Below are 13,388 nucleotides of genomic sequence, written 5' to 3'. Positions count from 1 at the left end.
TTGCGGCTCCTCAATAGAGCCACGGCACGAGGGCCCGTACCTCCTCGCGATAGGTACGGTACGGCGCGCCGAAATACTCGGAGAGCCACTGTTCCTCGACGCGCACCTTGTACGCGAGCGAAGCGAAGATCAGTACGAAGCCGATCACGCCGCGCCATTGTCCGTTGACGAGCGCGGCGCCGGCAATCGCCAGCAGGCAACCTGAGTAGATCGGATGGCGCACGAGCGCGTAAGGACCGCTGCGGACGAGTTCGTGGTCGGCTTTCAGCGTGACCGACACGCTCCAGTTAGGCCCGAGATGGCGACGGCCCCACACCGAGAAAGCGAGACCGGCGACAACGATCGTGAGGCCGATCCATTGCTGCAAATCGAAATGAGCGGTCGCCGGACTCGAGATGGCGACGCCGTCCGGCAACACAATCAGCGCACAGCCGATGATCAGCGGGATCGACTGAAGCGTGCGTGAAAGTCGATCCTCGCGTTTTAGGGTTTTCTTCACACCGGACGATGCTTTCATCCAGTAGGCGACCCAGACGGCCCATGGGCCGAGGACGGCAAGCGTGTGATAGATCGTCATTTTCCGCTCCCGAATTCGACGTTCAGTCCCGAGTGAGCAAACGTTTGCGCTTCTGCCGCGGGCGAGAGCGCGTCGAGCCGTGAACGATCGAACTCCTGGTTGACGCCGAAGAAGCCGAGAATTTCGTCGCGCATCGTGGCGGCCTGTGCCCGCCCTTCGAGTTCAAGGAAATGCCCGGTGTTCGGTGCGGTCGCGAACTGCGCGTGACGGACATAGCGCGCCATGGTGCGAATGTCGTGCGCAGTGGTGTATTCGTCGAGCTCGCCGTTGATGAACTTCACCCTGCAGCGGATGTTCGCCAATTGATCCAGATACGTTTCGGCCCTTAACGCCAGTATCTGCTCGACGTGAAAGGCGACCTGGCGTTGCTCTTCCTTCGGCAGGCTCGTCAGATAGCGGTAATTCAGGAGTTTCAGTATGCGCGGCAGATGTTTGCCCACGGTGTCGTTCAGCAGTTGCGCGGCTTGCAGATTCTCGCCCGCATTGAGCAGATGCCTCGCTTGCGTCACATAGGCGACCATCGCATCGTTGAGAAACGGCGAGAAGGAGCCGATTACCGCCCGCTCGATAGAAGCAGGCTGCCGCGCCAGCGCGAGCAATGACGCGAGTCCTCCCCAAGACACGGAATACAGGAAGCGGGGCTCGAAGTGTTGAATCAGGTGCAGCAGGATTTCGACTTCGTCCTCTTTCGTCAGGAGGGAACCGGCCCGATTGTGCTGCTTTGATTGCCCCGCATAAGGCAGGTCGAAGCAAATGACGTTATATCGCTCGCCGAGATACTTGATTGTCTGTCCGAACGACGCAGTTGTCGCTAAAGCGCCATTCACCAGTATTACGGTTTTACGACCAACTTCAAAAATATGCGATTCGACTTGTACTTTAAGCGAGTTAGGTAAATGAAAGATACGTTTTTCGATGGACATAGAACCTCCTGCATTTGGAAATGCATGACGAATTGACGTTTAAATGTCGGCGACAATGCGACATACACGACAGGACGCAGTCAGCTAAGCTGCTGAAATCAATCGTATTTAATGGTGGTTAGGCGCAATGTCCGGCGAATTGATGTTGTCTGAACAAATGTGAAAAATCAAGCGCGCTTTCTAATTTTTTATATAAAAAAATCGTGTAAAAAATACTGCTTCATGCTTAATGAATTACTATTTCGCGGAGCGCCGTAAGCACCATTAGCATGGAAATTCACGGCGTCGGAAAAAGCAAAGCCGGCCGCAGCGCACGCATCGACGCCATTCACGACGCGCGAATGTGTCTGGAAACCAACCCCAGGCTTCTCATCAGCGCAAATGCCGGGATGACGGAAAACGCGAATATCACCTGCCGCCCGGTTCGATTCAACGAATAACGGTTGCAGTCAGATTTGCGAAACGGGTAACCGGACGACTAGTCCTAGCTGACCGTGAAGCCGCCGTCCGCGGCGATGATCTGCCCGGTGACATAGCTTGCGGCAGGGCTTGCGAGAAAGAATACGCTCTGTGCAACCTCGATCGGGGCGGCCATTCGTCCCATCGGAATCCGTCCTGCGCCTACGATCGGCCCTCGAATCTTGAACGTCGCGCTGATGTTCTTGCCGCCCTCGCTGGCCATGCCGCCCGGAAGGATTGAATTGACGCGGATTCCGTCGGCCGCGAACTCGCTGGCCAGCGATCGCGTGAGGCTGTCCACGCCGGCCTTCGCGGCATCGTAATGGGCGTTGACGCCCCACAGCGTGGGTCGAAGCGCGCCAACGGAGGAGATGTTGACGATCGAGCCGCCGCCATTCGCCTTCATGCGCGTGATAGCCTCTCGGCAACACAGGAACGTGCCCCGCAGCGTGACGTCTTGCATCTGGTCCCATTGTTCGACGGACATTTCAAAGAATTCGGCCTTCGAACGGTGCGCCGCGTTGTTGATCAGAATGTCGACACCGCCAAACTTCGTATCGACGGCTGCGAATAGTGCCTTGACGGATGCTTCGTCGGCCACGTCGACTTTGCATGGCATTGCAATGCCGCCGTCCGCATCGATATCCGACGCTGTTGCGGACGCGGCATCGGGGTTCAAGTCGGCAATCACGACCTTGGCGCCGGCCTCGGCGAGCAGTCGCGCAATCTCGCGACCGAGACCTTGCGCAGAGCCGGTAACAACGGCGGTCTTGCCCGCGAGATTGAACCTCTTCGCGAGGTGCGCGCCGATCTGTGTTTCACTAAACATGGAATGCTCCGTTTTGAGTGTCAATGAAGGTCGCGCTGTTCGGTTCGCTTCAGTCTTGCCGCTGTGGCCCAATCGTTGGTAGTTCATCGGAATTCACCAGACAGTGAAGATGATTGGGTGCGGACGTCTTCAGCTAATCAGAAATCCGCCGTCGAGCGTAATCGATTGGCCCGTCATGTAGCGGCCTGACGGCCCTGCGAGGTACAGCACCGCGGCGGCAATATCGGCGGGATCGCCCCATCCAAGCGGCAGACGTCGCTCCGCATCCGTACCGGGTCCCGTGAGCTTTGCTGTTTTCAGGCGAGCCTGCATATCCGGATGAAACTGAACCTTGCCGGGCACTGCACCGGGAAGCACGCAGTTGACGAGAATCTGGTCGCGGGCATAGTCCAGCGCTGCGGAGCGCACTAAACCCGCTACGCCCGCTCGCGCGGCACCGTAGGCGCCATTGCCATTCAGTACGGCATGCGTGGCTCCCATGGTCGTCACGTTCACGATGCGTCCGCCCCGGCCTGCGGCGAGCATGTGCTTGATCGCTTCTCGCATGCAAAAGAACACAGACTTCAGGTCGATCGCCATCACTTCGTCCCAGGCGGCTTCGGAGAACTCCGTAAGCGGCCCGTTATTGGTCATGGCCGCGCAATTGACCACGATGTCCGGGCTACCCCAGGCTGCGCTGACCTGATTGAACAACGCAATCACGGAGGCTTCACGTTCCACGTCTGCCTCGATAGCGATTGCTTCGCCGCCCGCTGAAACGACTTTGTCGACGACCGATTGCATGTGCGCTGCGCTGTGATCGGCGACTACGACCCGTGCGCCAGCCTCGGCCAGCACAGGGGCGATATCGATGCTGGAATTGCATCCCTTGTCAGTCACGACAGCGATTTTTCCGCTGATGCCGTATAGCCGCTCAAGCAAGGATGTGGTCATCGAGTTGTCTCCAGGGGGCCGTGTGTCGTTTTTTTTGAACGGCAGGAATGAAGCGACTCAGCGCCGCGCTAGCGGGCCTCGTCGAAACGGGTTGAGCGAAAATACGCACGTCGTTCTAAAAACGCAACGATAATACCAGCATGGATTTCCCTCGTTGCGGGTTTTCGGACGTGCCGCGCAACATGCGCGTGGAGAACGTCGGTCCGCCAGTGATGATGTCGGCACGAACGCACATACAACCTCACAGGAAGGTGCCAAGATGAATGTTGCGAAAAGAAGCCCGGCCCAGATGGAATCGCACCGACCGCAGCCAGATACCGGCACGCTTCCTTTGCAGGTTGAGGACATCACCGCTTCGTGGCTGACGTCGGCGCTCGCGCGCAGCCATGAAGGGGTGGCGGTCGAATCACTGGCCATCGACGACGTAATGTACGGCACGGCTACCAAAGTCAGGGTACGTCTTGCTTACAACGCAACAGGGCGCGAGCTTGGCTTGCCGGAGTCTCTGATCGTCAAGGGCGGTTTCGTTCCCGAGTACCGGAACTTGAACGCCTACATATACGAATACGAGGCGAAGTTCTTCAAGGAAGTCCATCCCTGCTTGCGTGCAAATGTGCCTGCCTGCTTCTATTCAGAGACCGAAAGTCGAAGCGGGCAGTCGATCGTGATCCTCGAGGATCTACGTTCACGGGAAGTGGAGTTCTGTCGCGTGCAGCGGACGCTGACGTTTGCGCAGGCGGCGGCAAACCTGGACGCGCAAGCGCGGTGGCACGCGCAGTTCTGGCAATCGCCTGCGCTCGAAAGCGATGGCGAACTGGCGTGGCTCGCGTCGCAAGACCCGCTGCCCGATGGCGAGTCCGGCACCTATCACTGGGGCCAATTGAAACCCGAAGTGTTCGCCCGCTATACACAGTTGCCGCGCGGGGCCGCCGTGCCAAAGCGGTTTCACGATCGTGACTGGATGGAGCGGGCGCTCCTCGATCTGCGCGCTTTCGACCGCATCGGGCCGATGACGTTTCTCCATGGCGATGTTCACCTCGGAAACCTGTATTTCGACCGCGATGGCACGCCCGGCTTTCTCGACTGGCAGTCATATCGACGCGGACCGTGGGCTCATGACGTCACGTACTTCCTGATATCGGCTCTGGATATCGCGGATCGGCCGAGATGGGAGCGGGCGTTGCTCGAATACTATCTTGAGCGGCTCGCCTTTCACGGCGTCAACAACCCGCCGTCACTTGAAAGCGCGCTAGATGCCTACCGGCGCCACATCGTCTATGGGCTGTTCTTCTGGCTCGTGAATCCTGTGGAGTGGCAGGTCGAAGTCAACAATTGTGCAGTTGCGCCCCGGTTCGCGATGGCGGCACTCGATCACGAGATTCATGATCTCATGGGTCGATAATCCACCAGGCGTTGAGCGACACGCACTTGACGTCGCCGTTTCCGCAGGAGTACAGTTTTGCGATCGACATTCGAAAATGTGAATGCCGGGGAATAATGTAGGAGGCAAAGCATGTCGGAAATGGTCGCTCGACGCAGCACAACCTGGCCCAGCGTGTATGCGTGGGCAGGGCTCGGTGCGCTTTTCGCTTTTGCACAAGTCCGCACCTACGTCGCATGGATTCGTTCGGAGGATTTCCGCCCCGTCGAGTTGGGCGCGGATCCGCTACCGGAATCCGTGAAGGCGACGATCGACCATTACCAGTGGGTCAGCGTGCTGATCCTGATTCCCGTAGCGATCTGGTATGTCTACGGAATCGTCAAAAGTCGCCGCATCGACGCGGTGCGTTTGATGATGATCGGTTGGCTCTCGGCATATTGGCTTGATCCATGGCTGGACTTTCTTCGCCCGATGTTCACCTATAACGCCTATGCGCTGAACTACGGCTGCTGGTGTCGCTTCATTCCATTCTGGCAATCGTCCCATGCTCGCATCGCTGAGCCTATCCTGATCGACGCGCCAAGCTACTTCTATACCTTTACAGGCACCGCCGTAGTGGCGGTGTGGGCGATGCGCGCGGTTCGTAAGCGGTGGTCCCGCGCGGGCAACGTACGACTCGTACTCGCTGGTTTTGCCGCCATCTGGATGACAATGGGCTTGCTCGACATCGCGGCCAGCCGCTTCATGGGCTTCGACGCGTGGCCGGGTGCGTTCCAGAGTGTCTCCTTCTGGGGCGGTCACTACTACCAGTTTCCGGTCTATGAGTTCCTGCTGTTTCCGTCTGCTTTCGTGGCGTCGGCCTTCCTTCTGCTGAACGTCGACGAAGACGGATATACGGCCATCGAGCGAGGTGTCGATCGTGTCGGGTGTCATCCAGCGGTGCGCACGGCGCTTCGGGTGCTGGCTTTCATCGCGTTTTGCAACCTGCTGAATCTGGCCTACACGAGCGCGATGGGTGTGCACGCGGTGTATGCCGATCCGTGGCCGGCGGATATGCCGAGCTGGCTCGCTAACAACCGTTAGGCGTACAGTACCCGCCATCGTCGAACGCCACAGCGGATAACCGATGACGCATTGCAAGCCGCATCGCTTCGCCGACGTCGAGTATCGTGTAGAAGACGAAATCGCTATCGTCACAATGAGCCATCCGCCAGTCAACGGATTAGGTCTGGGAATCCGTCGCGGACTCGTTGCCGCGTTTGAAGCGGCCCGGTGCGACGTGCGGGTTCGCGCGATCGTACTCAATGGCAGTGGACGCGGCTTTTCCGCGGGAGGTGATATTCGCGAGTTCGGCACTTCCGCGGCCACAGCTTCGCCAGCGTTGTCGCTGCACGTTCATCCGGTGATCGAGGCGAGCGACAAGCCGGTTGTAGCCGCTATCCACGGGTTTGCCATTGGCGGTGGTCTGGAAACCGCGTTGGTGTGCCACTACCGTGTGGTCGCGGACAATGCGCAGATCGGTCTGCCCGAATGCAAGCTCGGCGTGATCCCTTTGTCCGGCACGCAGCGCTTGCCGCGTGTGCTGGGCTTCGCGAAGTCGATCGAATTCATTCTTGGTGCTCAAATCGTGCGCGCAGGAACCTTCCGGGGCACCGCGTTATTTGACCGGATCGTCGATGGCGATGAGCATGACATGTCGCGCCTTGCGATCGAGCTTGCGCGTGAGAAGATAGGCGGTACATCGTTGCCATTGATTCGCCGGTTGCCATTGCCTGGTGGCGATCCGGTTTCCATTGTCGCTGAAGCGCGCTCACGCCTCGGCTGTAGCGATGCAATAGAAAGCCATTGTCTGGATGCCATCGCCGCCGCAGCCGAGTCGCCCGATTTCGATGCCGGCATGGCCGCAGCGCGTGCGATCTACGATCGGCTCGTTTCGTCCGATCAGGTATCAATGCAACGAGATCGGTTTTTCAAGTCTCGCCGGGACGGCTCCGCTCGATAAGCACCAGCTGATTTGCTACTACGCGGAAAGTTGCTTGCGCAGATCGCCTTTTCGCACCTTTCCCGAAGGCGTGCGCGGCAACTCTGCGACGATGCAAAGTTGCTCGGGCGTCTTTTGCTTCGCCACGCCCGCGCCGGCAAAGTGGGTCTGGACTGCGATCAGGTCGAGCGACGTGCGTTCGTGCAAGACGACGACCGCACAGACTCTTTCGCCATATCGTGCGTCTGGCTGCGCCACGACGGCGACATCGCGCACGGCCGGATGAGTGGCAAGTACTCGCTCTACTTCGAGCGACGATATATTTTCTCCTCCGCGAATCACGATGTCCTTCTTTCGGTCCGTGATGGTCAGGCAACCGTTTTCGTCGAGACGGCCGATATCGCCGGTCCGGAACCATTTGTCGTGAGTGAACGCGGCCGCATTGAGCGCCGGGTCGGTGTAGCCGACAAACAGCTCCGGTCCTTTGATCAGAATCTCGCCGTCGCGTCCGGCAGGCAGGTCGCTGTCCAACTCGTCGACAACGCGCACCTGCGAGCCGGGCTGAATGCGACCGTCCGTGCAGGCCCGGATATCAAAAGGCGAATCGGCCCAGCCGACACTCACTGTCGAATGCTCGGTCAGCCCGTACGCGCGGGTTCCCGCGAATCCGGCCCGATCGGCCATGGCGACGTGCTCCGGCGTGACACCCGTGCCGCCCAGACCGTAAGAAGCGAGGGACGCCAGGCTGCGCCCGTCGCGGCGAGCGGCTTCGAGGAGCCCCTGGAGATGAAACGGCGTGCCACCCGAGAGGCGCACGCGATACTCGTCGACCAGTCGCGCGGCAAGCGAGGCGTCCCATCGGTCCATGAACACCATCTCGGTGCCTGTAATGAATGGACGCAACAGGAAATTGAAGCCTGCAATATGGCCAGCAGGGAAGGGCGTGAGATACGGCCCAGGCCCGTCGATGAACGGAATCTGCCACTCTGCGCCTACTGTGCGATGAGAGTGCTGCACGCCTTTGGGCGAAGCTGTCGTTCCTGACGTGTACAGCAGCAGGCAGATGTCTTCCGACGTTGGCGGGTCAGCAGGGCGGTGTTCATGCGTTGTCGCGGCGAGTCGTTGCAGCGCGCCAAACGTGATGCCGTTCGAGGGCGCCCGATCGCCAACGACGATAACGCGCTCGAGGTCGGGCGTGTCGCCGAGCGCGGCGACACGCTCCAGGTAGTCGGTTCGGGACCAGAAATCGGGCACGCACAGAACGCGGGCGCGGGATTGTCGAAGGATGAAGCCGACTTCGGCGGGACCGTAGATGTGTACGATCGGCACGAGTACCGCACCGATCTCCAGTGCAGCCAGATACAGAAGCGCAGTTTCGCGCTGTGTGGGAAGCTGTATCGCGATCACATCGCCTCGACGCAGACCGATGGCTGTGAGTGCCTTGCCAATCTCTTTCGCGTCGTGCAGCAGGGACTCGGTGGTGCAAGTGTAGGCACCGCCCTGGGTATGAAAATGGAGCGGCGTCGCGCCGTGCTTTTCGACGGCGCGCGCGATCAGGGCCGCAAGAGGCAAACCGCCCGACCACGGCGCAGTTTTCGATTCGCGCAGATTGGAATTCATGCTAGCAAGGCTCGCAAGAGACTCACCAGCGCGAGTGGCTGGTTAAGCATCATGTGATGGCCTGAGCGTGGCATCGTGATCGGACCCTTCGCGCCGGGAATCGCAGCTACGATGCGGCGCGCGCGATCGGCGCTGACCACGCTGCTGCACTCGGCGTGAACGTAGCTGACGGGAACCGCGATGCGGGTCAGCAGGTCTTCTTCGCCTTCGACCGGCTGGAGATTTCGCAACTTCGGGTCGAAGCGCCATACCCAGCCGTCGGCGGTTTGACGAAGTGATGTCCGCGCGAGATGCTCGAGCAGCCACGGCTCGCAATCTTGTTCCGGGATGAGTCGAAAGCGACTGAGTGCAGTATGCCAGTCAGGATAGGGACGGGGCGGCGGGCGTCGTTCCACTGCAGGCAAGGTTTCGCCGCGTAGCATGAAATACGAATCGAGCACGACTGCATGCGAGAGACGATCGGGAAAGGTCGCGCACGCCTGGAGCAGACGCGATCCGCCGAAACTGTGGCCCACCGCGACGCACGGTCCAGAGCCGATTGCATCCACGACAGCGACGAGGTCGCGCACGAAAACGTCGGCGCTGTATTCCTGCCTGTAGGCGCTCTCGCCCATGCCGCGGAAATCCAGAGCAAAGACGCGAAAGCGATCGGTGAAGAAGGGCGCAATGAAGTCCCACCAGTGCGTGTGCCCGAGAAAACCGTGTGCGAAGACAAGTGGCGGCTTACCGGTGTCTGCGGCGTTCCACGAGACATAATGGACAGTCACCCCGCCGCCTTCGGTGAAGTGAGATCGACGCGGCTGGGCCAGGGCGTGGTCGAACCATGAAGGGATACGGTCATTCATTGCGGATTTTCCATTACCTGAGGCTTGCGCACGCGGTCCAACGACCAGCTATGCGAGTACGATGTGCTGTCGATTCGCATCGATCCAGTCCACCATCGGGGTGAGTTGGACACCACGTTTGGAGAGCGAATCGATCTCGACGCGGTACCCGACCGCGTTGATCCATTCTTGTGCATTCACCCATCCGGGTGCGAGACCCTTTGCTCGGGCTTCATCCGGTGACACGTGCAAAGCGGTGATCTGTGCGCCCAGAACGTTGCCGAGGCGATTCGCAACTTCAGACATCGTGAGTCTTTCCGACGCCAGCGGCACGGTCTCACCGTGCCAGCGTTGCGGATCGTTTAGCGCGCTGGCCGCGAGCGCGCCCACGTCGTCGGCGGCAATCCAGTCGAGTCGCGCGTCGGGTAGCAACGCGCTGAGCAGCAAGCCTTCGCGCAGGTGCGGAAACATCGTGCCCGCTTTTGGCTCAGCGAGATTGTCCATCATGAATGCCGGTTGCAAGACCGTCCACGATTCGAAACCCGCGGCGCGAACGGCCTCTTCCACTTCCCATTTGTCCGTCCAGTATTTTCGGTTCCAACGTTTCTCGCTCCAGCCAGGAAACGTCTCATGATTGCCGGCCTGCGCCACGGAGGTGTGAACGAACTGCGGGACCTCCGCGTTGCGCGCTGCGTTGACGAGCGCAAAACCCTGGCGGCGTTCCCTGTCGCTGCGATCAAAATCAGTCAGGAGAACGGAGAAGACGGAAGCGACGCCCTCCATCGCTTTTGCGAGCAAGTCGCGGTCGTCCAGATCTCCCCGTAGCGCCTGCGCATCCATTTCGACGAGTGCCCGCGCAGCCGGCGAGTCTGGATTTCGTGTCAGGAAGCGTACCTTGCGTCCAGCCGCAAGAAGATGGCGAGCCGCGGCGCCTCCTTGTGCGCCAGTGGCGCCGATGACGAGTACCGCGGCGGATGAATCGATCATGACTTGTCCCGAGGTCGAACGTTAGACGTTGGCCAGGCGTGTCACGCCTGGGCGGCTCGCGCGCGATGCCGCTAACCCTGTGACAGCCATTGCAGGCTCGTGGCCTGGTTGCTCACAAGCATTCGTTCCGATATTAGCACGATGTTCAAAAAGCAGCGAGCAAAGGATGCCAGTGATCGATGCTTCAGAGTTGCCACGCCAGAGAGCAAGGCGAATGGCGCGAGGCGCAAAGACGAAGCTTCGTCTTCGCGCCTGACACGACGATCAATGCTGCGGGCGCAGCGTTTGAACGAGGCCGCCTTCATGTGCAACGATCACCTCGGATCCCGGCCGATAAACCCCGGCAATTTCGTCTCCGCGCAGGCGGTTGCCCTGGAGGCCGCGCAGATAACTCGTGTCGTCGAGTCGCAACACATGTTCACCATGCGCGTCGCGCACGACGATCTGGTCCGATGCGATCGACGTCAGCGTGCCCACATAGGGCAGGCGGGGCTCAAACGGGAAACTTCCGCCGTGCGGCAGGATGCGCGTGTCGAGTGACAGACGAAAACGGTCCGAATGATTGCTGAGACCGGAGTGCGGCGTGCGTCGGCTCATCAACAGGACGTCGCCCAAGCGGTAGTTCGTGCGGCGCCATGCGTCTTCTGGCACGCTCGCGAGATCGATAGGAACGATCTTGTCGCCGTCCTTCCTGTGCAGGCACGGAAGCTTATGCAATCCTTCCGCGACGGCCAATCCGCCGACTTGCGCATCGATATCGCTGAGCGGAATCCAGCAGATGATGAAATCGAGGCGGTCGCTGTAGATCGCATCTTCATGAATGAAGTCGAACCGTGTGCGGCTTTTGTCGATAGCGGGCGGCGACGTGCGGTATTCGGTGAAAGGTACCCAATAAAGCGGTACGCCGAACAGCCGCTGAAAGAATGCACGAACCGCGGGGTCTTCCATCACGGTGCGTGCCGCACGCTGCTCGTTCATCGTCTTCACTGGAAAAAAGCTGAAATTTTCGCGGTCTTTGCCAGTCCATCGCACGTCCCGGTCGTTGCGGTCCACGAAGCCGTTGCTGTCGAGGTGATCAACAAGCAGACCGCGCATGCGCTCCAGTGGCTCGTGGTCGAGGACGTCGCGAAAGAACAGGTAGCCGTCTTCGTTCCAGCGCTCTTGCAACTCGGCGTGATTGCCGAGCAGGTCATTGGAAACGTTGAATTCCCGCATCGTCGGCACGATATCCACGCCTGGTGTGCTCATAAATTGTCTCCTTTGGTCGCGGGGGCGCTCTGATGTCGGCTCACAGCAACCCGCGTTCTTCCGAAGTGCGGGTCGTGGTGTCGATGCCAAGTTCCCGCAGTGTCTCCAGAACTGCCGTGGTCGCGGAGGCGACGGCTGGGAACCCGGCATACGGAAGCGCCTGAATCAGCACCCCTTCGAGTTCGCGTGCGCTCAGACCGTTGCGCACGGCAATGCGGACGTGGTTCTTCAGTTCGAGCGTCTGCCGGCTCGCGATGAGAATGCCCAGCGTGACGAGGCTGCGCTGCTTGCGCTCGAGTTTGTCGTCGCCCCAGACATCCGCGAACGCGTAGTTGATGGCAAGGCGTGAAATGTCGGATCCAAAACCGGTGGACTCGCTTGCGGCCTGTAAGCCGGCTGCCTTGTCTTCACCCATGATTTCGCCGAATACCTTTAAACCATAGGCAAGTTTTTCTTCGAGGCTCTTCACTTGTGTCTCCTGTTTAACCGCGGCGGCGCGGCTATTGATAGCGGATGCGGTTCACCCGAGTCGCCTTGGTCATTGTTCGCATTGTGGAACGACATTCTAAAATGTATGTTGAACGGTGCTGGACGTCAAGATAGTGCGCACCCGATATGACCAGGGTTCGTCCGTAGTGCACCGCAACGGGACAAAGGCGATATGCTGGGGACACCCGATATCAAAGCCATATCACGTCATGGAATTGCGGCATCTCAGACACTTCGTTGCGGTTGCGGAGACCCAGCACTTTGGCCGTGCGGCTGCGCGCCTGGGCATGGCGCAGCCGCCGCTCAGCCAGTCGATCATGCGGCTGGAGGAGCAGCTTGGTATCAAGCTGCTCGAACGTACACCGCGAGGCGTTTCGCTAACAGCCGCCGGAGCCGCGTTGCTCGCGGAAGCGAAGCCACTGATCGCGCAAGCGGAGCTGGCCGAGCGGCGCGTGCGGCAAGCCGCCGACGAACTGGCGAGCCTGAGCGTGGCGTTCGTGCCGATGTGTGCACTGCGAATCATGCCGCTAGCCATTCAGGGGCTTCGCAAGCAATGGCCGGGCGTTGACGTCCGGTTGATCGAGCGCGGCAGTGCTTTGACCGTCGCCAGCGTGAAAAACGGCAGCATCGACCTGGGCGTGGTAGTCACCAGCTCGGCGGACGTCTCCGGTTTGGAAAGCGTGGTCATCGAGCGTCTGCGTGTGGTGGCCGCGGTTCCGGCGAAGTGGCCCGTGGCGGCGCAGCCTTCAATTCGTATCGCGGATCTCGCGCGATATCCGCTCATCATGTTCCCTCAGCAGATGTCGCAGCCGCTGTTCGCTGCGTTCGAGACAGCGCGCCGCGAGGCGGGGCTGTCGCCGCGGGTGACCCAGCAAGCGCGCCATCCATACACGATGCTCAACCTCGTGTCTCATGAACTGGGCATCGGTCTGATGCTGGACTCGGCGCGATACCTGCCCGTGGAGGGTGTCGCCTTCGTCGACATCGAGGATGTTCCGGCTTCAGGCGAAACTGAGGTGTCGCTGGTGTGGGCCGATAGACCTCACAAGCCCTACCACCGTTCTATGCTCGACATCATGCGCGATATCGCGTCGCCGGCGGCGGGGTGATACGCGCTCGCACTGCTCGACAGCTTCG

The 13,388-nt window shown here is 60.0% G+C and carries 14 protein-coding genes; 5 read left to right on the top strand and 9 right to left on the bottom strand.

Going from position 1 to position 13,388, the window contains the following annotated elements; all coding sequences use genetic code 11:
* Positions 1-10 precede the first annotated feature (10 nt).
* Together OKW45_RS08680 and OKW45_RS08675 are read right to left on the bottom strand one after the other, a co-directional pair.
* Complete coding sequence (locus tag OKW45_RS08680) at positions 11-577, bottom strand: methyltransferase family protein (protein WP_429467231.1); 567 nt, start codon at positions 575-577, stop codon at positions 11-13.
* Positions 574-1,500 (bottom strand): alpha/beta fold hydrolase, encoded by a 927-nt coding sequence (locus OKW45_RS08675; RefSeq protein ID WP_084754461.1) that lies wholly within the window; start codon positions 1,498-1,500, stop codon positions 574-576. The genes OKW45_RS08680 and OKW45_RS08675 overlap by 4 nt, the downstream gene beginning before the upstream one ends.
* A gap of 269 nt (positions 1,501-1,769) precedes the next feature.
* Here OKW45_RS08675 and OKW45_RS08670 point away from each other — a divergent pair, with 269 nt between their 5' ends.
* Positions 1,770-1,940: a hypothetical protein gene (locus tag OKW45_RS08670; protein ID WP_429467229.1), complete on the top strand. Its 171-nt coding sequence runs from the start codon at positions 1,770-1,772 to the stop codon at positions 1,938-1,940.
* Between the two features lie 44 nt (positions 1,941-1,984).
* Here the strand turns inward: OKW45_RS08670 and OKW45_RS08665 are convergent, their stop codons facing one another.
* Both OKW45_RS08665 and OKW45_RS08660 read right to left on the bottom strand, forming a co-directional pair.
* A complete protein-coding gene (locus tag OKW45_RS08665; RefSeq protein ID WP_018425557.1) occupies positions 1,985-2,788 on the bottom strand; it encodes an SDR family NAD(P)-dependent oxidoreductase in 804 nt (267 codons plus the stop codon).
* Positions 2,789-2,917: 129 nt separating this feature from the next.
* Positions 2,918-3,721 (bottom strand): SDR family NAD(P)-dependent oxidoreductase, encoded by an 804-nt coding sequence (locus tag OKW45_RS08660; protein ID WP_429467225.1) that lies wholly within the window; start codon positions 3,719-3,721, stop codon positions 2,918-2,920.
* A gap of 259 nt (positions 3,722-3,980) precedes the next feature.
* On the opposite strand from OKW45_RS08660, the gene OKW45_RS08655 reads away from it, so the two are divergent.
* From OKW45_RS08655 to OKW45_RS08645, 3 genes are all read left to right on the top strand, one after another.
* Positions 3,981-5,123, top strand: coding sequence for a phosphotransferase (locus OKW45_RS08655; protein ID WP_429467223.1), 1,143 nt, complete (start codon positions 3,981-3,983; stop codon positions 5,121-5,123).
* 276 nt (positions 5,124-5,399) lie between these two features.
* Positions 5,400-6,185 carry a spirocyclase AveC family protein gene (locus OKW45_RS08650; RefSeq protein ID WP_429467220.1) on the top strand — a complete coding sequence of 262 codons (786 nt, stop codon included), beginning with the start codon at positions 5,400-5,402 and terminating at the stop codon, positions 6,183-6,185.
* 43 nt (positions 6,186-6,228) lie between these two features.
* Positions 6,229-7,104 (top strand): enoyl-CoA hydratase-related protein, encoded by an 876-nt coding sequence (locus tag OKW45_RS08645; RefSeq protein ID WP_429467217.1) that lies wholly within the window; start codon positions 6,229-6,231, stop codon positions 7,102-7,104.
* Positions 7,105-7,122: 18 nt separating this feature from the next.
* Here OKW45_RS08645 and OKW45_RS08640 read toward each other — a convergent pair whose 3' ends face one another.
* The 5 genes from OKW45_RS08640 to OKW45_RS08620 form a co-directional block, all read right to left on the bottom strand.
* Complete coding sequence (locus OKW45_RS08640; protein ID WP_429467215.1) at positions 7,123-8,703, bottom strand: AMP-binding protein; 1,581 nt, start codon at positions 8,701-8,703, stop codon at positions 7,123-7,125.
* Positions 8,700-9,548, bottom strand: a complete 849-nt coding sequence (locus tag OKW45_RS08635) for an alpha/beta fold hydrolase (protein WP_429467212.1) — start codon at positions 9,546-9,548, stop codon at positions 8,700-8,702. The genes OKW45_RS08640 and OKW45_RS08635 overlap by 4 nt, the downstream gene beginning before the upstream one ends.
* A gap of 48 nt (positions 9,549-9,596) precedes the next feature.
* Positions 9,597-10,514 carry an NmrA family NAD(P)-binding protein gene (locus OKW45_RS08630; protein ID WP_429467211.1) on the bottom strand — a complete coding sequence of 306 codons (918 nt, stop codon included), beginning with the start codon at positions 10,512-10,514 and terminating at the stop codon, positions 9,597-9,599.
* A 264-nt stretch (positions 10,515-10,778) separates the two neighbouring features.
* Entirely contained in the window at positions 10,779-11,852 is a 1,074-nt protein-coding gene (locus OKW45_RS08625; protein ID WP_429467209.1) for a phytanoyl-CoA dioxygenase family protein, read from the bottom strand.
* A complete protein-coding gene (locus OKW45_RS08620) occupies positions 11,803-12,231 on the bottom strand; it encodes a carboxymuconolactone decarboxylase family protein (RefSeq protein WP_429352548.1) in 429 nt (142 codons plus the stop codon). Before OKW45_RS08620 ends, OKW45_RS08625 begins: the two co-directional genes overlap by 50 nt.
* Positions 12,232-12,460: 229 nt before the next feature.
* Here OKW45_RS08620 and OKW45_RS08615 point away from each other — a divergent pair, with 229 nt between their 5' ends.
* Complete coding sequence (locus tag OKW45_RS08615; protein WP_090808726.1) at positions 12,461-13,360, top strand: LysR family transcriptional regulator; 900 nt, start codon at positions 12,461-12,463, stop codon at positions 13,358-13,360.
* The last annotated feature ends 28 nt before the right edge of the window (positions 13,361-13,388 follow it).

The organism is Paraburkholderia lebeckiae (assembly GCF_050436225.1).
Taxonomy (GTDB): Bacteria; Pseudomonadota; Gammaproteobacteria; order Burkholderiales; family Burkholderiaceae; genus Paraburkholderia; species Paraburkholderia tuberum.
Note: the sequence above shows the minus strand (reverse complement) of the source record. Positions and strands in the feature narration are given on the sequence as shown.